Origin of the sequence: Thioclava kandeliae, assembly GCF_040297545.1 — a bacterium.
In the GTDB taxonomy this organism is placed as follows: Bacteria; Pseudomonadota; Alphaproteobacteria; order Rhodobacterales; family Rhodobacteraceae; genus Thioclava; species Thioclava kandeliae.
The window spans coordinates 15,890-39,124 of record NZ_JAYWLC010000022.1 but is presented as its reverse complement, the minus strand read 5'-3'; the positions used below and the strand labels follow the sequence as shown (position 1 = coordinate 39,124).

Genomic DNA, 23,235 nt, shown 5'->3' with positions numbered 1-23,235 from the left:
CGCTGATCAGATGCGTCCGAAACTGCCAAAGCTGGCGACCCTCATGGACGGCGCCGAGGAGGATGTGCTGGCCTACATGACCTTTCCCCAGCAGCATCGAACGAAGCTACACAGCACAAATCCGATGGAGCGCCTAAACGGCGAGATCAAGCGCCGTACGGACGTGGTCGGGATCTTTCCTAATGAGGCTTCGATCCGCCGCCTCGTTGGGGCCATCCTGATGGAGCAGACCGAGGAATGGACCGTCCAGCGCGGTCGATACATGACACTGGAAACGCTGGCGCCAATCTGCGATGATGTCGTGGTCAGCTTGCCTGCAGCGCAGCGCGACTGATCAGCTCGGCCCGCCAGTCAGCACGAGGCCCGCTATGAGCTACACCATCAGTTGGGACACGATCCTCGAGACCGATCCGAACAGGGAATGCGGACCGTCCGAGACCCGATACGACCGGTGTCCGGACTTAGGTTTCGTCGGGAAGTGTGGGCTTTATGATCATGATGTCGATGAGCATGAAAATGACGTTTTTTCCAATGTTCCGGCGCGGTTGCGCGAGCGTGTTCAAGGGCGGATTGGTGATCGCGGCATATCAAGTGTCATTGAAACCGGTCGGTCAGATGTCGCGCGGAGGCTCACCGTCGGTTTGCTTGCGCGTGTAAAAGCGCCGAACGCAACGTCACGGGGCGGAGCTTTTGGCGTGGGATTAGCGGACACGGTCCGGTCTGTTCCCGCGCGGGCGTGTCAGAGCCGTGTGAAGGCGGAGACAAGCATCCGTTCGGATTGGAGGAGATAACTCTCGAGAAGATCTGCGGCGGCCTCGGGGCGACCGGCTCTCAGGCACTCGATCAGGCGCGCGTTCATCTCGATGAAGGGTTCGTGCAGATATTGCGGATCTTCGACCAATCCGAAAACAAGCCGTAACTCGACCGTTAGAGTGGCATAGAACGCATTCAGGCGCGGGCTGTCGGCAAGCGACAGGAGGGCGTCGTGAAATTCCATATTGGCGCTGCCCACCGCCTGCCAATCGCCTTGCGCGGCATGCGCGCGGGCACGTTCTACAGCCTCCGCCATCCGTGCGATCGCGGGATGGCCGGCATAGCTCGTGCGCACGGCCTGCACCTCGATGATCCGGCGGATCCGGTAGATGTCGAGGATCGATTCCATCGACGGGCGCGCCACCGATATGCCGCGATTGGCCTCGTGTAGAAGAAGCCCGTCCTTGACGAGGATGCGGAAAGCCTCGCGCAGCGTGTTGCGAGAGACATCGAGCCGTTCGGCATAGGCCGCCTCGGACAGCCGCGCGCCGGGGCGCAGATCGCCCGACACGATCAGCGCCCTGATCCGTTCGGCGCTGCGTTGTGCCAGCGAAAGGGGCAGACCTGTCATCGTGTACCTCGTGAAATTTGTGCAAGGGCTCTCATATTTCCGCCTCAGGTGCCAGCGATGGTGCAGATTTGGCCGCTATTTGCTACAATCGTGATGAAATAATATGCAGAAATTTAAAAATAGAACGGCAAGATCCGCCTTTTTGTATGATGATATAAAATTATTGTTGAACAATGTGCCGAGCGTAGGCCACGTTTCTCCCAAACGGGAGCAGAGCACGCCTCCCGCATCATCCAAAGGGGAGACCGCATTGTCCGATCAGATCCAACCTGCCCGCCTGAAGCGCCATGCGCTTGTGGCCGCGATTTTCATGATGGCCACATCGGCCATCGGTCCGGGGTTCATTACCCAGACGGCCACATTCACAGGCAAGCTCGGCGCGACCTTCGCCTTTGCCATCCTCGTTTCGATCCTGATCGACTTCGTGGTGCAGATGAACATCTGGCGCATCATCACCCTTTCGCGCCGCCGCGCCGCCGAGATCGCCAATGCAGCCCTGCCCGGAACCGGTTATCTGCTGGCGGTCTTCATCCTGCTGGGCGGGTTCGTGTTCAATGTGGGCAATATCGCGGGGGCAGGGCTTGGCACGAATGCGCTTCTGGGCCTCGACCCCAAGACAGGCGGCGTGATCAGTGCGCTCATCGCGGTCGGCATCTTCCTGTCCAAACGGGCGGGGCTCGTGATGGACCGTGTGGTTGTGGTGCTGGGGCTTGTGATGCTCGCGCTGGTGGTCTTTGTCGCCTGCGTCTCGCATCCGCCGGTGGGAGAGGCTCTGCGTCAGACGATTTTCCCGGACAGTATCGATTTCGCGACCATCGTCACCATCGTGGGCGGCACGATCGGCGGCTATATCACCTATGCGGGTGCGCACCGGCTCCTTGATCAGGGCATGGTAGGCGAGGAGAACCTTCCCTTGGTCACCCGCGCGGCTCTGACCGGTATCGTGGTCACAGGCGTCATGCGCTTCGTGCTGTTTCTAGCCATTCTGGGTGTGGTTTCGGCAGGGCTCGTAATCGATACGTCAGGCCAGAGCGGCAATCCGGCGGCGCAGGCCTTCCGCGCGGCAGCGGGCGATCTTGGGCTGCGGGTGTTCGGCGCGATCCTGTGGGGCGCGGCCATTACCAGTGTGATCGGGGCGGCCTATACCTCGGTCTCCTTCCTGACTGTCTTCCTGCCGCGACTGAGCGAGCGCGGACGGGCGGTGGCCACTGTGGTGTTCATCGCGCTTTCGCTGGCTACATATATCGGGCTGGGCACGGCCCCTGCGGCACTTCTGGTCTTCGCGGGCGGCTTCAACGGGCTGATACTGCCTGTGGGGTTCAGCGTCTTCATGTATGTGGGCTGGGCGCGCCCCGATCTTCTGGGGGGGTATCGCTCGCCACGCTGGCTGCTGGTCTCGGGGACGCTTGTCTGTGTGCTGACCTGGTATATGGGCCTGAAATCGGTCGGCGCGATCTTTGCCTTCCTGGGCCAGTAATCGCGACACCGGAAAGAGAGCGAGGAGGAAAGAAAAGATGGATCTTAATAGCGATCTCGGCGAGAGCTTCGGCGCTTGGGCAATGGGCGATGATGCGGCCATGCTCGACATCGTCACCTCGGCCAATGTGGCCTGCGGTTTCCATGCCGGTGATCCGGCAGGCATCCTGCGCACCCTCGAACGCGCGGCCGAGCGCGGCGTGGCGGTGGGGGCGCATGTGGGCTACCGCGATCTGGCGGGGTTCGGCCGGCGCAATATGGATGTGTCCTCCGAGGATCTGACCGCCGAGGTGATTTACCAGATCGGGGCGCTCGATGCGCTGGCGCGGGTGGCGGGCACGCGGGTATCCTATGTAAAACCGCATGGCGCGCTCTATAACACGATCGCCCATGATGCCCGTCAGGGGCAGGCCGTGATCGCGGCGCTCAAGGCGCTTGGCGGGGATCTGGTGCTGATGGCGCTGGCAGGCAGCCCGCTTGTGGCGCGGGCGCGGGCACAGGGACTGAGCGTGGTGGGTGAGGCCTTCGCCGACCGCGCCTATACGCCCGAGGGCACGCTGGTCTCGCGTAAGGAGGCAGGCGCCGTGCTGCATGATCCCGCGCATGTGGCACAGCGCATGCGCCGCTTTGCCCGCGAGGGGGTGATCGAGGCGATTGACGGGAGCCTCGTCACGCTTGATGCGGGCTCGATCTGTGTTCATGGCGACAGCCCTGATGCGGTGGCCATGGCGCGATGCATCCGTGACCTTCTTGCCGCTGACGGCGTGGCGCTCGGGGCTTTCGCGAGGGCGGGCGCATGAGGGTCCTTCCGGTCGCCCTCGAGGCCGTTCTGGTCGAGCTGGACAGCCTCGAGGAGGTGTTGGCCCTTCACGAGAGCCTGCGCGAGGCCCCGCTTGCGGGCGTCACCGAAATGGTGCCTGCCGCCCGAACTCTCTTCATCGGGTTCGACCCGCTGGTTCAGGGCGGCGACCGGATCGCGGCAGAGGTCGCGCGGCGCGACCTGACCCCGCGCGCGCAAGGCCCCGCGCGCCTGCGCGAGCTGCCTACGCGCTATGAAGGCGAGGATCTCGCCGAAGTGGCGGCCCTTACGGGGCTGAGCGTGGCAGAGGTTATCGCGCGACATCAATCACAGCCATGGACCGTCGCCTTTTGCGGTTTTGCGCCGGGCTTTGGCTATATGACCGGAGGGGATCCCGCGCTCGATGTACCCCGCCGCCAGAGCCCGCGCACACGGATTCCGGCGGGAGCGGTGGCGCTTGCAGGCAAGTTTAGCGGCGTCTATCCCAAAGCGAGCCCCGGTGGCTGGCAGATCATCGGCACCACCGATGTGCCGATGTGGGACCTCTCCCGTGATCCGCCGGCTTTCCTGCAGCCCGGTGATCATGTGCAATTCACACAGGCCCGCGGCAAGAGCCACCCTGTCGTCCTGCCTATGCCCGAGACCCGCCCTGCGCCCGCGCAGGGCACGGGCTTCAGGGTCACCGCCTCCCCGTTTCCGGCGCTCTTTCAGGATCTGGGCCGTTTGGGGCAGGCGGGGCAGGGTGTATCGGCCTCGGGTGTGCTCGACCGGCACGCGTTTCGTGCGCTCAACCGGATGCTGGGCAATGCGCCGGGCACGCCTGCAATCGAGTTGACAGGCGGCGGGTTTGCCTTCCGTGCCGAGGAGACAGCAGTGATCGCGGTGACGGGGGCGCCCTGCGCGGTGAAAGTGAATGGCTGGAACCTCGGCTCCCATGCGCCGCTTGCGCTCGATGCGGGCGATCATGTGGAGATCGGCGCGCCGCTATCGGGGCTGCGCAGCCTTCTCGGCGTGCGTGGCGGGTTCGATGTCGAGCGGATCATGGGCTCTGCTACCCGTGATACCTTGGCCGAGGTCGGGCCCGAGCCGCTTGGTGCGGGGGCTGTTCTGGAGCTTGCACATGCGCGCGCGGGGGCTGTCGAGCCCGCCCTCTCCCCGCCCGAGTTGCCCAGACCCGGCGAAACCGTGGTGCTGGATGTGGTGATGGGTCCGCGCACCGACTGGTTTTCGCCCGAAACCGTGGCGGCGCTCTCGGGCCAGCTCTGGGAGGTCACGCCGCAGTCCTCGCGGGTGGGCATCCGGCTCTCGGGCGAGGCGCTGACCCGCGAGGATGCGCGCGAGCTGCCCTCCGAGGGCACAGCCACGGGCGCGCTGCAGGTGCCGCATTCGGGCCAGCCCGTGCTGTTTCTGGCCGACCACCCCCTGACGGGGGGCTATCCGGTGATCGGTTCGGTTGCCAGCTACCATCTCGATCTGGCGGGGCAGATCCCGCCCGGCGCGAAGATCCGGTTCAATCCGCTCGCGCCCTTTGCCGAAATTCTTTCTCGAGGATCCAAGTGATGAAGACTGTTCTGATTGCCAACCGTGGCGAAATTGCCCTGCGTGTGGTGCGGGCCTGCCGAGATTACGGGGTGGCCTCCATCGCCGTTTACGCGGATGCGGATTCAGATGCGCCTTTCGTGCGCGCGGCCGATCGTGCCTTTGCGCTGCCGGGGGCCAAGCCGTCGGAGACCTATCTCAATATCGACGCATTGCTCGAGATCGCGCACCGCGCGGGTGCGGATGCGGTGCATCCGGGCTACGGGTTTTTGTCGGAAAGCGCCGAATTCGCCCACGCCGTGCAGGCGGCGGGACTGGTCTGGATCGGGCCTGATCCGCAGGTGATCACCGAACTGGGGGACAAGGTGGCTGCGCGCCGGATTGCCATGAAGGTCGGCGCTCCTCTGGTGCCGGGCACCGAAGGGCCGGTGGCAGGGCCCGAGGAGGCTGTCGCATTTGCCCATGCCCATGGCCTGCCGATCGCCATCAAGGCCGCGCATGGCGGCGGCGGACGGGGTATGCGGGTCGCGCGCGAGATGGCAGAGATCACCGAGCTGTTCCATGCGGCACGGCGCGAGGCGGAGACGGCCTTTGGCAATGGCGCCTGCTATGTCGAGCGGTTCCTCGACCGCCCGCGCCATGTCGAGGCGCAGGTCATCGCCGACCGCCATGGCAATGTGGTGGTGCTGGGCACGCGCGACTGTTCACTCCAGCGTCGCAACCAGAAACTCGTCGAGGAAGCGCCCGCGCCCTTCCTCAGCGATGACCAGCGCGCCCGTATCCACGAAGCCGCCCGCGCGATCTGTGCGGAGGCGGGCTATAGCGGGGCGGGGACGGTCGAGTTCCTGCTGGGTCAGGACGGGATGATCTCCTTCCTCGAGGTGAATACCCGCCTGCAGGTCGAGCATCCGGTGACCGAAGAGACCGCTGGCATCGATCTGGTGATCGAGCAGTTGCGGGTGGCCGAAGGCCTGGCCTTGCGCCTGACCGAAACGCCCGCGCCGCGCGGTCATGCCATCGAGTTCCGCATCAATGCCGAGGATCCCGCGCGGGGCTTCCTGCCCACGCCCGGTCCGATCACCCGCTTTGACGCGCCCTCGGGGCCAGGGGTGCGCATCGATAGCGGTGTCGAGGCGGGTGGCGTTGTGCCGCAGAGCTTCGACAGTTTGATGGCTAAGCTGGTGGTCTGGGGGCCGGATCGGGCGAGCGCCATTGCCCGTGCGCGCCGCGCGCTTGCCGAGTTCCGCATCGAGGGGGTCGCCTCGGTGCTGCCCTTCCACCGTGCAGTGATCGAGGCGCCGGAATTTACCGACCCTGACGGGTTTGCGGTCCATACCCGCTGGATCGAGACCGATTTTGCCGCGCCGCTCGAAGCGGCGTTGCGGGTGAGCCCGCGCCCCGAGACGGTGCTGCGCGGGCCGGTGGAGATTGATGGCGAGATCCGCGAGATCGGGTTCAGTGCGGCATTGCTTGATCGGCTGGCGGCGCGCCTCGGCACGGTGACGGCCTCCGCCACGACCTTCGAGCAGACCGGCGCTGCCTCGGAGGCAGGCGCGGTAACGGCGCCGATCACCGGTCAGCTGCAGTCTTGGGCGGTCGAGGATGGGGCGCAGGTGCGCGAAGGCGACACTCTTGCGGTGATGGAAGCCATGAAGATGGAGACGCCCGTTCTGGCGCCCTCGGCGGGCTGCGTCACCCGCCGAGGGGTTGCGGGCGCTACGGTCGGTGCGGGTGAGGTGATCGCTGTTATCTCCTGATTCGCTTATCCGGTCAAAGTTACGGGCCGCGTTTGATACGCGGCCCGTAAACGCCAGTTATCCGTGAGTGGACAGGCGGTTAAGCGATCGTTTCGGCAGCTTGCAGCAAAAGCGCATCGCGGCCTCTGGGGGCAAAAAGCATCAGCATCGAATAAGCGGGAGACAGATCTCCGCTGGGCAGGCTGATGGCGCAGCCATCGACCAGATTGACGAGCGAGGTATTGCGCAGCATCGCGGCATTGAGCCTGTCGAATTCCGCCTCGGTCGCCTCGATACTGGGCGGCAGCATCGGCAGGGTCGGCGCGAGGGCCATATCGAAGCCCGCCATGAGCGCCTCGAAACGCGCGACCACCTCTCCGCGCGCGGCTTTTGCTTCGGCCAATGCGCCGTCGGGGAGGGTTTCGGCGAACCGGATCCGCGAGAGCACGCGCGGATCGCCGATCTCCTCGAGCCGCGCGAGATCGTCATGGTAGATCGCCTGTGCCTCGGCCGCGACGATGGTCTTGTTGAGCACCATTGCCGCCCCGATCGCCTCCATATCAACCTCGGTCAGGCTATGGCCCTGCGCGCGCAGCGCGGCACAACGGGCCTCGAACCATCGGGCGACCTCGGGGGCGAGATCATTGGTGAACGCGCCTTGCGGCACGGCGATCTTCAGCGGACCGACGGGGTGGACCGGCAGCGGTTCTCCCGCCATCACCACCAGCACACGGCGCAGGGTATCGGCATCGCGGGCCATCGGGCCTGCGGTATCGAAGCTGCCCGCCAGAGGGTAGATACCGGTGGCATCGACCAGATCCTGACTGGGTTTGATCCCCCAGATCCCGTTGGCCGCCGCCGGAATGCGCAGTGAGCCACCCGTATCGGTGCCGAGTGCCGCATCGCAGAGCCCGAGCCCCACGCTGACCGCGCCCCCCGAGGACGAACCGCCGGGGATGATCCCTTGGGCCAGCGCGCTTTCAGGGGTGCCGTGATGGGGATTGAGCCCCACACCCGAATAGGCGAATTCCGACATCGAGGTGCGCCCGAACATCAGCGCGCCGGCCGCCTTGAGCCGTGCGACCGCCTCGGCATCACGGCTGGCGGGTGGACGCTCCGCCAGCAGGCGCGAGCCTGCCGAGGTCACTTGCCCCGCCTCGTCATAGAGATCCTTGACCGAGACCAGCAGCCCGAAAAGCGGCATGTCCTCTCCCGCCAGATGGCGGCGGGTAAGTTCCGCGGCCTCGGTGCGGATGCGTTCGGGCGAGAACTCGGTAAAGATCGCGCGTCGGGTGGCCTCGGGCAGGGCGGCGACCTTTGCAAGGGCCGCCTCCACCACAAGCATCAGATCGATGCTCATGCGACATCCGCCAAAGAGACGCTGTCATATTCGTGGGTGATGGTGCGACCCAGAACCGGATCGCGCATCTCCATGCGGAAACGCGGGGCCGGACGCACGCCACCAATAGCGCCGAAGGTGCCGCAGAGCATACCCACGGCCCCGTTCTGCGCGAGATCGGCCAGACCCGAACCGTCGATCAGATCGGTCAGCGGGCGGATGCTCGCCAGCGTGCCCTCCTGATAGAGCACCCAGTCGCCGCCCTCGAAGATATAGGACCGCATCTCGATCTCTTCGAGATGGTCCTCGACCTCGGCCCAGGGCCAGAGGGCGGTGGCGCAGGGTTTGGCGCAGACCTGTTTCGACATCGCCACAGAATGCGCCTCGAGCGCGCGGTCGGTATGGTCCGAGGCCATGCCCAGATAGCGCTCGGCGCCCGTCTGCACGATGAGCGGTTCGACCTCGCCCGAACTGTCGGCGCCCACCACCTCTATTTCGGAGGCTTGGGTCAGCAGCGGCGCCGAGACGCGGTAGTATAGCGGCGTGGTCGAGGGCGGCGCCACGCCCAGGGCTGCCAGTTCCTCGATATGATGGGCGATGGCATCGGCATTGCGCCCCGTCCAGCCCGCGACGATCAGATTGGAAAATGCGATAGGCAGGGTGCGCCCGTTGACGGAAAACAGCATGATATATCCTGATCAGAGAAGGGAGGGGAGCCAGAGCGCCAGTTGCGGCACGGCGACCAGAAGGGCGATCATGACGAGCATCACGCAGACATAGGGGATCACACCCATGATGACCTGATTGAGCGAACCGGATTTGCGTGCCGATTGCACGACAAAGAGGTTGAGGCCGACAGGCGGGGTGATCAGCGCCATCTCGATCAGCACGATCATCAGCACGCCGAACCAGACCTTGTCATAGCCGAGCCCCGCGATCACCGGCACGATGATCGGAACGGTGGCGACCATCAGCGAGAGCGTTTCGATGAAGAAGCCCAGAACCAGATAGAGCGCGATCACCAGAAGGAGCGTGCCGAAGGGCGAGAGGCCCGTATTCGACAGAAGATCGGTCAGCGCGCGCCCCAGACCTGCCGAGGTCATGGCAAAGTTGAGGAAATAGGCGCCGGTGATCACCAGCATGATCATCGCGGTGATGCGCACGGTGCCGGTCAGCGCCTCGGTGACCATCTTGGTGGTCAGGCCGGTGCCGAGTGTCATGGCGATCAGCGTGGCGATCACCACCCCGATGGCGGCGGATTCCGTGGGCGTGGCCCAGCCCGCATAGATCGAGCCGATCACCACCGTGAAGAGGATCGCGATCGGGATCAGCTCCAAGAGGCTCTTCCCCCGCTCGGCCCAGCTGAAGCTGCGCGACGGGCCGCCAAGCGAGGGTCTGATGGCGCAGATGATCGCGGTGACCACCACAAAGCCGAGCGCCATCAGCACACCGGGCACGAGACCGGCGGAGAAGAGCTGCGGGATCGAGGTCTCGGTCAGGAAGCCATAGACGATGAGGTTGATGGACGGCGGGATCAGGATGCCCAGCGTGCCGCCTGCGGCGATGGCGCCGGAGAAGAGCCGCGGGTCATAGTTCAGACGTTCGGCCTGCGGCATGGCCACGGTGGCCACGGTGGCGGCGGTGGCTACCGAGGAGCCGGAGGTGGCCGAGAACATGGTGGCGGTGGCGATATTGGCATGGACCAGCCCGCCCGGCAGCCATGACAGCCATTTGTCGAGCGCGCCATAGGTGCGGGCGGCGACGCCTCCGCGCACGAGGATCTCGCCCAACAGAACGAAACAGGGAATGGCGATGAGGGTGGAGGAGGCCGAGGAGGACCAGACCACCTGACCCAGCCCGCGCAGGAGCGGGAAGGCAGAAAAGATCTCGCCCACGCCGATGCCGAGGATGAAGAGCACGATCCCTACGGGGATCGACAGGGCCATCAGCCCCAGAAGGGAAATTGCGACACTGCCGATCATAGGTCCGTCTCCGATCCAAGGCCTAAGGTGGCGTCAAAGCCCGCGCGGTTACGGTTCCACAGATAGGCGATGCCGATGAGCGAGAGCGCGGTCGTGGTCAGCGCGAACCACATCCAGCCCGCAAACCAGATGCCTTGCGGGATCCATAGGGGCGTCTCGAGGGGGGTATTGGCGCGCGAGCCGCGGCTGAGGGTCTTCTCGAGCACCGGCCAGCAATGGACCGCGATCAGCACAACCACACCATTGGTGACGATCTGCGCGAACAGGTCCATGGCGGCCTGTCCGCCACGGGCCAGTTTCTGGCGGATGAAATCGATGCGCACATGGGCGCGATCGACCAGAGCGCAGGCGAGACCCCAGCTGGACAGCGCTGCCATCACATAGCTCGAGATCTCGTCCGATCCGCCCAGCGAATGGCTCAGCTTGCGGGCGACCACATCGGCGAGGATGAATAGGACGGTGATCACCACAACCGCCCCCAAGACAAGCGCAACGATCCGGTTGGCGCGCCGGAGCGCGCCATCAATTTTGTCCAGCATGGGGAATGCTCCGATCAGCCGTCGATCTTGACGCCGAAGGTGGCGCCTACGCTGTCATTCCAGCGGGTGACCCATTCGCTGCCTGCGCGCGATGCCCAGTCGGGCAGCACGACATCGGTCAGGATCTTGAGCGCCTCGGCCTTATCCGCGTCGGAGGGCTCGACGAGGGTCATATGCTGCGCCTCGCCCGATGTGCACTCGCCCTTGCCGGTCAGGCAGGCGATGTCGTTTTCCAGCCCCCCCTGTGCGGCCGCCCATGCCGGTGCTTCCAGACCTTCGGCCACAGCCGATTTCAGCGTGGTCTGCTGCTCGGCCGAGAGATCGTCGAACCTGTCCTTGTTCATGGCGATCACGACCGGATCCCAGCCACCGAGGGGCAGCGTCAGGAGGTGGTCGGAGACCTCGGCCCAGCCAGCCGAATAGCCCGAGCCCGCGCCGGTGACGGCGCAATCGATCACACCGCGCTCGAGCGAGCCCGGCACTTCGGAGAAGGCGATATTGATGCCTTCCGCACCAAGGGCCTCGAGGAATTTGGTGGTCATGCGGCCCGAGCCACGGACCTTCTTGCCCTTGAGATCGGCCAGCGAGTTGACCTCGCCCTTGCAGAAGACGACCTGCGGCGGATAGGGGGCGATGCCCAGCAGCTCGGCATCGAAACGCTGGTGCATGATATCGGCGACCATCGGGCGCGCGGCCTCGACCATCTTCTGCGCGTCGGCGGCATCGGTGGCTAGGAGCGGCACATCGAGCCCTTCGAGCTCGGGCGCATCCCCCACGGTATAATCGCCCACCGTCGCCCCGATATCGAAGACGCCATCGCCCAGCATGCGGAACACATCCGCGCCCTGGATGCCCATCTGATCGAAGCTCGTCAGCTGCGCATCGAACTCGCCCTTGGACAGCTCGGGCAGCTTGTCGGTCCAGAAGGGGGTCTCGAAATTCTTGTAGAGCGGCAGGTTGCTCCAGCTCCCGACGACATTGAGCGTTTCGGCAAATGTCGGGGAGGCCAGCAGGGTGGCCGCGATCAGGGTGGATGTTAGGGTTTTCATGGAGTGTCTCCTGTTGGGATATTCTTTATTTTGGTTGGTTGGTTGGTTGGTTGGTGGGGGGCTGTCAGGCCCCCGGGCGGGCATGGACCCCGCGCAGGCGGCGCTCGGCCTGCCCTGCGGGGATGTCGGTCACGAGCATGTAGCCCGGAGCATGGGTGATGGCGAAAGCGGGTTTTGCGGCAAGGATCGCGGCTTGCGGGGTCACGCCGCAGGCCCAGAAGACGGGGATGTCGCCCTCTTCGATCACCGGAGCATCGCCGTAATCGGGGGTCATGATATCGGAGATGCCGATCAGGGCCGGATCGCCAAGATGCACGGGTGCGCCATGGGCCAGCGGCAGGCTTGCGCAGATCTGCACCGCTTCGATGGCGGCAGCGGCGGGCATGGCGCGCATCGACACGACCACCGGGCCTTCGAAGGGGCCAGCGGGGCGCGTCGGGATATTGGTGCGGTACATCGGCACATTGCGACCCGCGCTCTGGTGGCGCACGGGCAGGCCCGCCTGCACCAGCGCGTCCTCGAAGCTGAACGAACAGCCGATGGCGAAGCTCACCAGATCGTCGCGCCACAGATCGGCGATGTCGGCAGGCTCCCCGACGAGCGCGCCATCATGCCAGACGCGGTAACGCGAGAGATCGTGGCGCAGGTCGATTCCGTTGCCGAGGCTGGGCAGGGAGGGGTCGCCCGGTGCGCCCACGGCCAGCAGCGGGATCGGTTGCGGATTGGCTTGGGCAAATCGCAGAAACGCAGCGGCCTCGGCCTCGGGCAGGATCACCAGATTGGCCTGTAGCGCATCCCCACCCACGCCGGAGGTGGGTCCGGTAAAACGTTGCGCACGGATTTCGGCGCGCAGAATGCGCGGATTTTGCAGATCGGTCATGATTTTTCCCTGTTGTTGACCCCAGTTTTGAACGCATAACTGATTTTATCAACGACGTTTATTTCTTCAGTTCCGATCTAATTATGAGATCAGTCTGCGGCCGCGACAGCCGCAAGCGTCACCTCTTTACCAATTTTTCCGGCGCGTTCGGGCAGATGGCAGATCGCGAATTCGAGATCGGGGAGTTGGGCGTCTTCGGTGACACGAAGCTCACGGATGTCGGCATGCGGCCATGTCGCCACGATGTCATGGGGAAGCGTGCCGATGCCGAATCCCTGCCGCACAAGATGCAGGACTGTGGCCAGCGAGGCGGAGCCATGCACGGCGAGCGCCTCGTGCGCCCAAGGCGATAGAAGTTGAACGATGGCGCGATGGGGCAGCGTGGATTTCGGAAAGGAGACGATCGGCAAGCGCGCCAGATCGCGCAGGGTCGCGGGCTCGGGCAGGTCGAAATGTTGGCGCGAGACATACCAGCCGTGGCGGACCGGTGGCAGCGGGGTCAGGTCGGCCCCGCGCGGAGCCAGATCGCGCAAGAGGATGACGATATCAAGCTCGTCCGCCAGCAGCGCCTCGCTCATATGGTCTGATGTATCGATCGAGATCTCGAAGCGTAGAAGGGGGTGACGGCTGCGCAGCATGGTCAGCATGCGTGGCAGGATTGTGTGGGTCATCGTCTCGGCTACCCCAAGGCGCACCACCCCCGCCATGACACCCTGTGTCAGTTCGTTGAGGATGCGCTCCCGGCTTTCCAGAAGCGTTTCTGCCTCGTCGAGGAGCCTGCGCCCGACCGCGGTGAGCCGTACCCCACGTCCGGCTTTCTCGAAGATCGAGATCTTCAACCTGTCCTCGAGATGGTGGATGCGGCGCGAGATGGCCGATTGCGCGATCCCCGTCTGGTCGGATGCGGCACGGAACCCCCCATGGCGGGTGATCGCGCGGATCATTTCGATATCGCGAAACTCGAACATGGCAGGGCTCCGGTGGGTAAGGGGGCAGTTGTCTGGATCCGCCCGAAACTAGAGCAGGCGCGGGCTCTGGTCCATCGGGATGATCGATTCTGCGCCACAGGGTCGCGCGGGGATGGCCGGCCGCTCCGGTTTGGCAGCTCCCGAATGTCTCGATGCCAAGCGTTTTAGTCAGGTTAAAATCCCTGACAGAATGCATCAACTATTTGTTTTTGTTGATTTATATCTTCTTTGGAGCTATCTTCTTCTCAACCACCGGCAAGAGGGCTATCCCGCCCGCCGATCTGTCGAGATCACACCCGAAAGGAAACAACATGAGCAAGACCTGTTCCGACTGCGCCTTCTTCGAGGACCACAAGACCAACGCAGCGGCCGCCGCGGATGATGCGGGCCTGTGCCGCTTCAACCCGCCCGTTTCGCAGCCTGACGCTTCGGCCCATGGCTTGTGGCCGGTGGTGAAGACCGATGACTGGTGCGGCCATTTCGAGGCTGAATGAGCTTTTCGCTCGCGGATACCATGCAAAGAGGGCGCTCCACTGGAGCGCCCTCTTTTTTCTTGAAGACAATGATTAGGGGCCTCTTGCTTTTTCCGAGTATTTTTGTCAAGTTAATTTCCGAAGCAAGGAGATACCTATGTCCCAGACGCGAAACGCGCAGATCCAGCCTGACAGATCGGGCATCCTGACCACCGGCTTTCCCAAGAGCGCGCTTCTGCGCGTGTTCCGGCTTCAGATGCAAAGCATTGATGTGCCAGCCAAACACGGCTGGATGCGCGCGCTTGCCTATGCGCAGCAGGTCTGGGGACGGCCGATAGGCGCACAGGTATTCTCTGAAATGGCTGTATTGATGGACCGCGTGATGACGGCCCGTCGCTCGCCCATGGGCTACGGTAACCCCGATTGCGAATGCTGCGCGAACCGGATCAACCCTCTGGAGGGTTATCTGCTCAATGTCATTGCGGCGCAGTGGGCGGGCAAACCCACACAGGCCGAAGGGTTCGCGCTCTTCCTCTCCGAGGCCAATGGCCCCGACCAACTCGTCAAAGCCGCCGCGCGGGTGGCGGGCCTTCTTCCCAAACCGCAGGCAAACTGAACCGAAGCCCCGAACGGGCCCCGACTGCGCTGTCACGGGCACCATGCAGCGATCCAAACGGTCGCGGGTGCCTTGCGAGGCGCGCAAGGCCTGCGTGGTCAGGTGGCTCTAGGCAGGCGGGGCGCATGGCCCCAAGATCACGGCGGGCCAATGGCGGGTGCCGTGGCAAAGGTCCGTGCGTATCGGTTCGATCGCGGCATTCTCAGGCCGGTTGGAGGTGTCAGCCGCCGAGAGCCGTGCGCAGAGGGGGTTCGTCGACATCTTTGCCCGAGAAGATGCGCCAGGCATCGACGCCTTGATAGAAGAAGAGCTCCCAGCCCGAAATCCGGACCAGTCCGAGAGCTTCCGCACTTTGCATGAACTCGGTCTCACGCGGAGTATAGACGGCATCGAAGGCCCACTGCGCGCCTTCCATCGCTGCGCGCGCCAAAGGCGTGCCGCCGCGACCCGACATGCCCAGCGGAGTGCAGTTGATCAGCCCCTCTGCGCCGCTTGCGGCAGAGGCTGCATCGTCCTCCACGCGGATCTCCGTGTCGGGGCGGGTGCTGCGCAGAACGCGGGCAAGCGCCTCGGCCTTGGCGCGGTCGCGATCAACCAGCCGGATCTCGGGCGCACCGAGCGCCAGCAATCCGAAGGCCACGGCCCGACCCACGCCGCCAGTGCCGACCATCAGCACAGGACCGGGTGCGGCCTCGCCGCGGATGGTGCGGTAGGCGCGGATGAAACCGGTATAATCGGTGTTGAAACCGCGCGGCCCGTCACTGTCGAAACGCACCGTGTTACAGGCGCCCATTGCCTGCACCAGCGGGTCCTCGATGGTCAGTTGTGGAACCACCAATTCCTTGTAGGGATAGGTGATATTGGTGCCGCGATAGCCCAGAGCGGGGAGGGATGCGAAAATCTCGTCCCAGCTCCGGCCCATCTCCTGTGGAACGAGCAGGTCATAGCGCACCTCGATCCCTGCCTGCGCGCCCGCGAACCTATGCAGCTTGGGCGAGGAGGAGGCCGCAATATGATCGCCAATCAGCCCCAGAAGTAGTGTGGTGCTCATGCTTTGCCTTTCTTCCGCAGCTTGGTCCAGATCGGCGTCTGGCTCAGGAATATGACGATAACGGCGACAAACAGCGTCAGCGAGAGCGGGCTTGTCAGAATGCCCATGAAGAACTGGCCCAGATCCTCGCGTTCCGAGATGATCGCGCGGCGCCAGTTGTCGTCCAGTAGACGCGACAGGATCACACCGAGGATCACCGGACCCAACGGATAACCGTAATGGCGCATGAAATAGCCCACGATCCCGAAGCCCAGCATCCAGTAGACATCGGTCACCGAGTTGTTCACCGCATAGGCCCCCACGATCGACAGCAGCAGGATCAGCGGTATCAGCACCGAGCGCGGCATCTCGACGATCTTGGTGAAGATCCTGATCCCCGTCAGGCCGAAGAGCAACATGAAGAAATTGGCCGTGACCAGAGCGCCAACGATGAACCAGAACATATCGGGCTGTTCGACCATCAGCATCGGGCCGGGATTGAGACCATGGATGAAGAGCGCCCCGATCATGATCGCGGTCACCGCATCGCCCGGAATGCCCAGCGTCATCATCGGGATGAAGGCCCCGCCCACGGCGGCGTTATTGGCGGTCTCGGGGGCGACAAGCCCCTCGATGGCGCCTTGGCCGAAGGGACGGGAGGGTTTCTTGGTGACGCGTTTGGCGTGGTCATAGGCCATGAGCGCCGCAATATCGCCGCCGGTGCCCGGAAGTGCGCCGATCAACACGCCGATGGTGGAGGTCTGCAGGCTGAGCGGCAGATGCTTGCGGATGGTGCCGAAGGAGGGCACGATGCGCGAGAGCGTCTGGCGCATGGCTTTGCTATCGACATGGTGGAGCTGCATCAGCGCCTCGGACACGCCGAACATCCCGATCATCACCGGAATGAAGGAGATCCCGTCGGTCAGCAGCGGAATGTCGAAGGTGAAGCGCTCGTCGAAGGTCAGCGGGTCCATGCCCACCGCGCCGATCGCGATGCCGAAGGCACCGGCAAAGATCCCCTTGATGAGCGAGCCCTGCGAGAGCGAGCCCACAAGCAGGATGCCCAGAACGGCCAACAGCATATAGTCGCGCGGCTGGAAGGTCAGCGCGAATTTCGACACCGAGGGTGCCAGAAGGGCCAGCACGGCAATGCCCACGAAGCCGCCGAAGAAAGACATGACAGTTGTGATGCCGATGGCCTCGCCCGCCTCACCGCGCTGCGCCATCGGGTAGCCATCCATCGCAGTGGCAATGGCCGAGGGTGCACCGGGGATGTTGAGCAGGATCGCCGTGCGCGAGCCGCCATAGACCCCGCCCATATAGATGCCGATCATCAGCGAGATCGCGGGCAGCACGTCCCAGGAGAAGGTGAAGGAGATCAGGATCGACACCGCCATGGTGACCGATAGTCCGGGAATGGCGCCGATATAGACGCCTGCGAAAGTGCCGACCCCCACCAGCAAGAGCAGCTCGGGTTGGGTGAAAACCGTCAGGAATGCCATGAGCGTCTCCATCATTTGCCTCCACCGATAAGCGTGCGGACGGCCTGCAGGATCTCGGCCTCGGGCACGATGCCTGCGGGCATCAGCACGGTGAAGACGATGCGGAAGACCAGATAGATCACCGCGAGCGTGCCTAGCGACACCGCCAGCGTGAAGCCCCAGCCGCGACGGGAGAGGAGCTTGATGGCGGCGATCAGAAATAATGCCGATGTCGGCAGGAAGCCCAGAGGCTCAAGCACAATTCCGTAGAGCACCAGAAACACCGCCAGCACCAGCACCAAGGGCGGCAGGATATCGCCCGTAAGCGTTTCGGTCTCGGTTTTCGGCAGGCGGGCGGTTTTCCAGCCGATCACGAGGGCGCTCACCAGCATCACGGCCGCGGTGGCCATGGGCACCGCGCCCGCGCTCGAGAGGCTGTCGAAGCCCGCGATACCATAGGCGTTCCAAAGCAGGGCGCCGCTGAACAGGACCAGAATGGCGGTGAAGATGCGCTCGCCCGGTCGGCGATGGGTGGCATCGCCTCCCGGTGTCGCATCGGATGACCCGTCCAGTGACGCGTCATGCTGGTGGTGAAGATGATCTTTCATCTTTCCTCCGGAATGTTTGGCAAACGGGACGGGCGCGCCTGAACGCGGGCACTGCCCCCAAGGAAAAAGCCGGACCCGAAGGTCCGGCCCCGTGATCCGCGCGGGATTACTTGGACGGACGGCTTATGCCGAATTCTTCGGGCGAATTCTTGGCGATACCGGCATCCTGCAGCAGCCATGCGGTATTTTGCTGCCATTTGGTCAGGAAGTCCTGCGCCTCGTCGCCCGAGATGTTCATGAGCGTATAGCCGCGCTTGTCCATCAGGTCCTTGAAGCCCTGCTGCTCGGCGGCTTCATGATAGGCCGTCTGCAGCTTGGTGATGGCCTCTTCGGGCGTTCCGTTCTTCACGAAGATCCCGAAGAACGGACCCCACGGCAGATATTGCGCATAGGCGTCGTTGAACTGCGTCACCGGCGGCACATCGGGCAGGAAGGGGCTGGCTTGGGTATCGATGACGGCCAGCGGCTTCATATTGCCTGCCTTGATGGATTCGATCGAGGCACCGAGCACGGCGGGCATCACATCGATGGCCCCGCCCTGCAACGCGGTCAGCGCCGGACCGTCGCCATCATAGGGCACGGAGATGAAGTCGAGATCGCCTTCTGCCGCCTCGAGCATCGCGGATACCACCGAAGGCAGACCGCCAGGACCCGTCGAGCCGATGCGCAGCTTGCCCGGGTTCTCTTTGATATAGGCGATCATGCCGGCGTAATCGCTGAAGGGCGCGTCGTTATTTGCCACAAGGATCGGCGTGCCGCGGGCCAGAATGCTGATCGGCGTGAAATCCGAATAATCCTTTTTGCCAAGGCCGAGAACTTTGTAAAGCAACGGGTTTTCTGCACCGATCAGCATGGTGTAGCCATCGGCTTTGGTTTTCTCGACCTTGTTGAGCGCGATCGCACCCACCCCGCCCGTGATATTTTGCAGCACGACGCTGGCGCCCAGCACGTCTTCGGCATGCGGCGTGACCGCACGGATCACGGTATCGGTCGAGCCGCCCGCACCCCATTGGATGATGCCTTGGATCTCTTTCGCGGGATAGTCCTGCGCGAAGGCTGCGGATGCCATCAGGCTTAGCGCCGACACGGCACCGATCAGAATATGTTTCATGGTGTTCCTCCCAAAACTCCACTGGGCGCTCCTCAGGCCCGGATACAGGATATGATGCCTAGATGATCTCATAACGTCAAATGCAGAAACTTGCTATCTATTAACATAATGTTATTTCATGACTCGCGACATAGTGGCATCTGTGCGGCCAGTGCCAGCTCTTTGCGGAACCGCGCGATAGTATATTCCGCAAAAGATGACAGCACCCTTCCCTGTTTGCGCACGGCATAGATATGTATCGAGTGCCGCGTCTCAAGCGGGCGCAAAACGATGCCGGGCAGCCAGTCATCGGCCACCGAGAACCGGTCGACCACCGCAACGCCCAAGCCCTGTCGCACGAGCCCGATCACCGTTTGCGAGAACCGTCCACGCAGGCTCTGGCGGATCTCGATCCCCGCCGCACGGAACGGACGCATGAGGATTTCGCCATAGGGATCCGCGGGGTCGATGCCGATCAGGGGCTCGCGGGCGAGCGTCTCGATACTGATAACCTCCTGTGCCGCCAGTGGATGCTCGGCAGGCAGCGCACAGATCAGCGCCGCCTGACCCACCTCCTCGGTCTCGACGCCCGGATTGTCGACCCTGGAACTCATGATGACGAACTCGCCGCGTTCAAGCAGCAGGTAATCGACGGTTTCCTCGATCTTCAGGATGTTGAGATCGACATAGAGATCGGGGAAGCGTTTGCGGACATCTCGGATCGCACGGGGCGCGACGAATTGGGCGACCGACGGGGCTGATCCGAAGGCGAGCGCGACATTCTCGCCCTTCTTGAGGCTGTCGAGCGCGAGTTGCAGATTGGCGACATCCTTGTAGACGGTGCGGATCTGGTCGAACACGGCCTGCGCCTCGACCGAAGGCACAAACAGCCCCGCGCGCCGTTCGAACAGCCGCAGCCCAAGCGTTTCCTCGGTATGTTTGATCAGGCGGCTGATGCCCGGGGCCGAGACGTTGAGATGCTCGGCGGCGCCCTGGATCGTGCCGCGCAGCATGACGGCGCGGATGACCTCGATCTGGCGCAGGGTGATGTCGCTCATAGCGTCTCTCGCATAACGTGAGGTTAACAGGGTGAATGATAGGATACTTGACGTTAATCGTGCAAGGGTCGAATTTCCCGCCCGACAAGGTAGCGGACGCGGGAGGAAAAGCGCATGGCCGAGAGGGAGGAGACCGATCTGGTCGTGATCGGATCGGGGGCGGGCGGTCTGGCTGCGGCAGTCAGTGCCGCGGTTTCGGGATTGCGGGTCATCGTATTGGAAGCGACGGAAGTGATGGGCGGCACGAGCGCATGGTCGGGCGGGTGGATCTTCGCGCCGGGCAACCCGCTGGCCAGACGTGCGGGAATAACCGAACGCGACGGCGCCCCGCGCCGCTATCTGCAAGCCGTGGCGGGGAATTACTTCAAACCTGAAAAGGTCGATGCGTTTCTGGCGGCGGCGCCGGAGATGGTGGAGTTCTTCGAGAGCCGGACGGCGCTTTGCTTCGAGGCTGGGCTCAAGATTCCTGATACCTATGGCCATCTGCCAGATGCGGGGCAGGGCGGACGCTCGGTCATCGCCGCGCCCTTCGATGCGCGCGCGCTCGGGGCGGATCTGGCGCTCCTGCGCAAGCCCATGCCCGAAACGACTTTCAAGGGGATGACCATCCAGTCCGGCCCCGATCTGCGGGCCTTCATGACCATGCTGCGCTCGCCGCGCGCGTTTGTGCATGTAACAAAGCGGGTGCTGCGCCATATGCGCGATCTGGCTTTGCACGGGCGCGGGATGGATCTGCGCAACGGAGCGGCGCTGATGGGGCGGCTGCTCCTGTCGGCGCGGCAGGCGGGGGTGGATCTGCGCACCGGCCAGCAGGTGCAGGCGCTCGATCATGAACAGGGGCGGGTCAACGGGGTCATTCTGGCGGATGGCAGGCGGATCGCGGCGCGGCGTGGTGTCGTTCTGGCGACCGGCGGGTTCGGACAGGACCCCCAGCTGCGGGCGCAATTGATGACGCGCCCGCAGGAGAACCTCGCCCTCGCCGTGCCCTCGGCGCAGGGGGCGGGGCTGCGGCTCGGACAGGCCGCAGGCGGGGCACTCGATCTCGATCTGGCGAATGTGACAGCCTATTGCCCGGTCTCGCAGGTGCTCTGGCCCGACGGACGGCGCGGGGTGTTTCCGCATATCATCGATCGCGGCAAACCGGGGGTAATCGGGGTGCTGGCGGACGGGCGGCGGTTCTGCAACGAAGGTCTGGGCTATCATGACTATGTCACGGCGCTGCTCGGGGCGGTCGCGGAGGACAAGCCCGCCGTCTCGTGGCTGGTCTGCGATCACCGGTTCCTGCGCCGCTTCGGGCTGGGGATCGTGCGTCCCGCGCCGGTGCCCTTCGGCTACTGGTTGAAATCAGGCTATCTACAGCGCGGGAAAACGCTGGAGGATCTGGCACAGGCCTGCGGGATCGATCCGGCAGGGCTGGCTGCGACGGTCGAGACCTATAACACGCAGGCGCGGCGCGGGGAGGACCCGCTCTTCGGGCGCGGCACCACGCCCTATATGCGTCTGCAGGGCGACCCCGAACAGAGACCCAACCCCAATCTCGCTCCGATCGAGCGCGGCCCGTTCTATGCGGTGAAAGTCGTGCCGGGCAGTTTCGGGACCTTTGCGGGGCTACGCACGGATGGTCGGGCACGGGTGCTCGACGCGGAAGGCGCGGCGATCGGCGGGCTCTATGCGGCAGGAGGCGACAATGCCTCGGTCTTTGGCGGGTTCTATCCGGCAGGCGGTATCAATCTCGGCCCCGCCCTGACCTTCGGGTTTATTGCGGGGCGCCACGCGGCGCAGGAGGAACGCGCATGACACATAGACTTTCGGTGGCCCATCTGACGGCAATCGGGCTCGCGCCGCCCGAGTTCATTCACGCTGCGGCCCGCGCGGGATTTGACGGGGTGGGGCTGCGCCTGTTGCGGGTGACCGAGACCTCGCCCGGCTATCCGTTGCACGAGGATGCCCAGATGCTGCGCGCCACCCGTGCGGCTTTGGCCGAGACGGGGCTGGGGGTGGGGGATATCGAATTTCTCAAGCTGACCCCCGAGACCCGCCCAGAGGAGTATCTGCCGCTTCTGGAGGCGGGCGCGGCGCTTGGTGCGCGCCATCTGATCACTGCGCCCTATGATCCCGATCTCGATCGTCTGGCTGCGCGTCTGAACGCGCTGGGGGAGCTGGCCGCGCCCTTGGGGATCAAGGTCATGCTTGAATTTTTCCCGTGGACCTCTGTCCCCGATCTAGGTGTGGCGCAGCGCGTCGTCGAAGCGGCGGGCCCCGCGACAGGTCTGCTGGTCGATAGTCTGCATTTCGACCGTTCGGGGTCAGATCTGGCGGAGCTGCAACGGATCGATCCCGACCGTCTGCCTTTCATCCATCTCTGCGATGCGCCTGTCCGGCCGTATTACAGCACAGACGAGCTGCTGCGCACCGCCCGCGAGGACCGGAGCCCGCCCGGCGAGGGGGAGATCGATCTGGCGCGGTTCCTGCGCGCCTTGCCTGCAGCCATCCCGATTACGCTGGAGGTGCCGATGCAGGCGTTGGAAGAGGCGGAAGGTTCGCAGGCCGTGCTGACCCATGTGGCCGGCCAGACGCGGAGTTGGCTCGCGGCTCAGGATCTGTGAGCGGGGCGCCTGTCTGGTCCTCTTTCCCGCCAGCTCATTCAGGCCCCGGAGGTTGGCCGGTTCCGTCTTTTAGCCGTCCCTGAGGTATTGGGCGCACCGATGGCCATTCGGGCGCGAAGGGGCACCCGAGTCAAGGGGTGCCTCCGAGGACGGCAGTACCTGGACGCGGATGGCGCGTCCCGCACGGTAGTTGCAGGAATGGGCGGGCCTCAAGGGGATCATCGTAAGGGGCCATCCACCGGACAGTCTTGACCTGTGCAGGAACGGGTTCAGGTGCAGGGTGTTCACGCAAGGGCGCGTAATGTTCTGCCGCCAGTTGGGACCGCGGTAATTGCTGCGTTAGGGTATGAAGTTCGCGCATTCCAGCGGGGGAGGAAGTGGGGTCGAGGTGCGCGGCGCATTGAATGCAGGGACGGTGTGCGTGTCGGTGAAAAATGGCCTGATGTGCCGTGCCGCGTGTGGAAAAGGCACATATATCGGCTCCCGGCGACATATTGGCATGCCAAGGATTGGCGGGGCGCACGCCCTTATGATGGCGCGGGGGCGTTCCTGGGGGAGCGTCCGACGCACAGTTCGAACATA

General features: G+C 64.2%; 22 protein-coding genes. 9 read left to right on the top strand and 13 right to left on the bottom strand.

Features of this window, described 5'->3' with window-relative positions; translation table 11 throughout:
• The coding region (locus tag VSX56_RS17890; RefSeq protein WP_350938465.1) for a transposase at nucleotides 1-334 on the top strand (334 nt) is incomplete at its 5' end.
• A gap of 405 nt (nucleotides 335-739) precedes the next feature.
• Here the strand turns inward: VSX56_RS17890 and VSX56_RS17885 are convergent.
• On the bottom strand, nucleotides 740-1,384 hold the full coding sequence (locus VSX56_RS17885) for a GntR family transcriptional regulator (protein WP_349295560.1): 645 nt from the start codon (nucleotides 1,382-1,384) through the stop codon (nucleotides 740-742).
• Between the two features lie 250 nt (nucleotides 1,385-1,634).
• Between VSX56_RS17885 and VSX56_RS17880 the strand changes: the two genes are divergently transcribed.
• The 4 genes from VSX56_RS17880 to VSX56_RS17865 are packed head-to-tail and all read left to right on the top strand — an operon-like array spanning nucleotide 1,635 to nucleotide 6,955.
• Nucleotides 1,635-2,861, top strand: a complete 1,227-nt coding sequence (locus tag VSX56_RS17880) for an NRAMP family divalent metal transporter (protein ID WP_349295561.1) — start codon at nucleotides 1,635-1,637, stop codon at nucleotides 2,859-2,861.
• 37 nt (nucleotides 2,862-2,898) lie between these two features.
• Complete coding sequence (locus tag VSX56_RS17875; protein ID WP_339114846.1) at nucleotides 2,899-3,660, top strand: LamB/YcsF family protein; 762 nt, start codon at nucleotides 2,899-2,901, stop codon at nucleotides 3,658-3,660.
• Complete coding sequence (locus tag VSX56_RS17870; RefSeq protein WP_339114847.1) at nucleotides 3,657-5,219, top strand: 5-oxoprolinase subunit B/C family protein; 1,563 nt, start codon at nucleotides 3,657-3,659, stop codon at nucleotides 5,217-5,219. The genes VSX56_RS17875 and VSX56_RS17870 overlap by 4 nt, the downstream gene beginning before the upstream one ends.
• On the top strand, nucleotides 5,219-6,955 hold the full coding sequence (locus VSX56_RS17865) for an acetyl/propionyl/methylcrotonyl-CoA carboxylase subunit alpha (RefSeq protein WP_339114848.1): 1,737 nt from the start codon (nucleotides 5,219-5,221) through the stop codon (nucleotides 6,953-6,955). The genes VSX56_RS17870 and VSX56_RS17865 overlap by 1 nt, the downstream gene beginning before the upstream one ends.
• 79 nt (nucleotides 6,956-7,034) lie before the next feature.
• Here VSX56_RS17865 and VSX56_RS17860 read toward each other — a convergent pair whose 3' ends face one another.
• The 7 genes from VSX56_RS17860 to VSX56_RS17830 all read right to left on the bottom strand — a co-directional run bounded on the left by VSX56_RS17860 (nucleotide 7,035) and on the right by VSX56_RS17830 (nucleotide 13,691).
• Complete coding sequence (locus tag VSX56_RS17860; RefSeq protein WP_350938998.1) at nucleotides 7,035-8,294, bottom strand: amidase; 1,260 nt, start codon at nucleotides 8,292-8,294, stop codon at nucleotides 7,035-7,037.
• A complete protein-coding gene (locus VSX56_RS17855; RefSeq protein ID WP_339114850.1) occupies nucleotides 8,291-8,959 on the bottom strand; it encodes a DUF2848 domain-containing protein in 669 nt (222 codons plus the stop codon). The genes VSX56_RS17860 and VSX56_RS17855 overlap by 4 nt, the downstream gene beginning before the upstream one ends.
• Before the next feature lie 12 nt (nucleotides 8,960-8,971).
• The gene (locus VSX56_RS17850; RefSeq protein ID WP_350938997.1) at nucleotides 8,972-10,255 is read right to left on the bottom strand and encodes a TRAP transporter large permease; all 1,284 of its coding nucleotides are present in this window, start codon (nucleotides 10,253-10,255) and stop codon (nucleotides 8,972-8,974) included.
• Nucleotides 10,252-10,794, bottom strand: a complete 543-nt coding sequence (locus VSX56_RS17845) for a TRAP transporter small permease subunit (protein ID WP_339114852.1) — start codon at nucleotides 10,792-10,794, stop codon at nucleotides 10,252-10,254. The genes VSX56_RS17850 and VSX56_RS17845 overlap by 4 nt, the downstream gene beginning before the upstream one ends.
• Before the next feature lie 14 nt (nucleotides 10,795-10,808).
• On the bottom strand, nucleotides 10,809-11,843 hold the full coding sequence (locus tag VSX56_RS17840; protein ID WP_350938996.1) for a TRAP transporter substrate-binding protein: 1,035 nt from the start codon (nucleotides 11,841-11,843) through the stop codon (nucleotides 10,809-10,811).
• A gap of 64 nt (nucleotides 11,844-11,907) precedes the next feature.
• On the bottom strand, nucleotides 11,908-12,723 hold the full coding sequence (locus tag VSX56_RS17835; RefSeq protein ID WP_339114854.1) for a putative hydro-lyase: 816 nt from the start codon (nucleotides 12,721-12,723) through the stop codon (nucleotides 11,908-11,910).
• An 89-nt stretch (nucleotides 12,724-12,812) separates the two neighbouring features.
• Nucleotides 12,813-13,691: a LysR family transcriptional regulator gene (locus VSX56_RS17830; RefSeq protein ID WP_339114855.1), complete on the bottom strand. Its 879-nt coding sequence runs from the start codon at nucleotides 13,689-13,691 to the stop codon at nucleotides 12,813-12,815.
• Nucleotides 13,692-14,002: 311 nt separating this feature from the next.
• Between VSX56_RS17830 and VSX56_RS17825 the strand changes: the two genes are divergently transcribed.
• Complete coding sequence (locus VSX56_RS17825; RefSeq protein ID WP_350938995.1) at nucleotides 14,003-14,185, top strand: hypothetical protein; 183 nt, start codon at nucleotides 14,003-14,005, stop codon at nucleotides 14,183-14,185.
• 136 nt (nucleotides 14,186-14,321) lie between these two features.
• Nucleotides 14,322-14,780 carry a hypothetical protein gene (locus VSX56_RS17820; protein ID WP_339114857.1) on the top strand — a complete coding sequence of 153 codons (459 nt, stop codon included), beginning with the start codon at nucleotides 14,322-14,324 and terminating at the stop codon, nucleotides 14,778-14,780.
• Between the two features lie 220 nt (nucleotides 14,781-15,000).
• Here VSX56_RS17820 and VSX56_RS17815 read toward each other — a convergent pair whose 3' ends face one another.
• The 5 genes from VSX56_RS17815 to VSX56_RS17795 all read right to left on the bottom strand — a co-directional run bounded on the left by VSX56_RS17815 (nucleotide 15,001) and on the right by VSX56_RS17795 (nucleotide 20,047).
• Nucleotides 15,001-15,831: a shikimate dehydrogenase family protein gene (locus VSX56_RS17815; RefSeq protein ID WP_339114858.1), complete on the bottom strand. Its 831-nt coding sequence runs from the start codon at nucleotides 15,829-15,831 to the stop codon at nucleotides 15,001-15,003.
• Nucleotides 15,828-17,324 carry a tripartite tricarboxylate transporter permease gene (locus VSX56_RS17810; protein ID WP_339115102.1) on the bottom strand — a complete coding sequence of 499 codons (1,497 nt, stop codon included), beginning with the start codon at nucleotides 17,322-17,324 and terminating at the stop codon, nucleotides 15,828-15,830. The genes VSX56_RS17815 and VSX56_RS17810 overlap by 4 nt, the downstream gene beginning before the upstream one ends.
• Nucleotides 17,324-17,899 carry a tripartite tricarboxylate transporter TctB family protein gene (locus VSX56_RS17805; protein ID WP_350938994.1) on the bottom strand — a complete coding sequence of 192 codons (576 nt, stop codon included), beginning with the start codon at nucleotides 17,897-17,899 and terminating at the stop codon, nucleotides 17,324-17,326. Before VSX56_RS17805 ends, VSX56_RS17810 begins: the two co-directional genes overlap by 1 nt.
• Before the next feature lie 106 nt (nucleotides 17,900-18,005).
• Nucleotides 18,006-19,010 (bottom strand): Bug family tripartite tricarboxylate transporter substrate binding protein, encoded by a 1,005-nt coding sequence (locus tag VSX56_RS17800; RefSeq protein WP_350938993.1) that lies wholly within the window; start codon nucleotides 19,008-19,010, stop codon nucleotides 18,006-18,008.
• Between the two features lie 116 nt (nucleotides 19,011-19,126).
• Nucleotides 19,127-20,047, bottom strand: coding sequence for a LysR family transcriptional regulator (locus tag VSX56_RS17795; RefSeq protein ID WP_339114861.1), 921 nt, complete (start codon nucleotides 20,045-20,047; stop codon nucleotides 19,127-19,129).
• Between the two features lie 114 nt (nucleotides 20,048-20,161).
• On the opposite strand from VSX56_RS17795, the gene VSX56_RS17790 reads away from it, so the two are divergent.
• Nucleotides 20,162-21,844, top strand: a complete 1,683-nt coding sequence (locus VSX56_RS17790) for an FAD-dependent oxidoreductase (RefSeq protein ID WP_350938992.1) — start codon at nucleotides 20,162-20,164, stop codon at nucleotides 21,842-21,844.
• Nucleotides 21,841-22,653, top strand: coding sequence for a sugar phosphate isomerase/epimerase family protein (locus tag VSX56_RS17785; protein WP_349295572.1), 813 nt, complete (start codon nucleotides 21,841-21,843; stop codon nucleotides 22,651-22,653). The genes VSX56_RS17790 and VSX56_RS17785 overlap by 4 nt, the downstream gene beginning before the upstream one ends.
• Nucleotides 22,654-23,235: the final 582 nt, after the last annotated feature.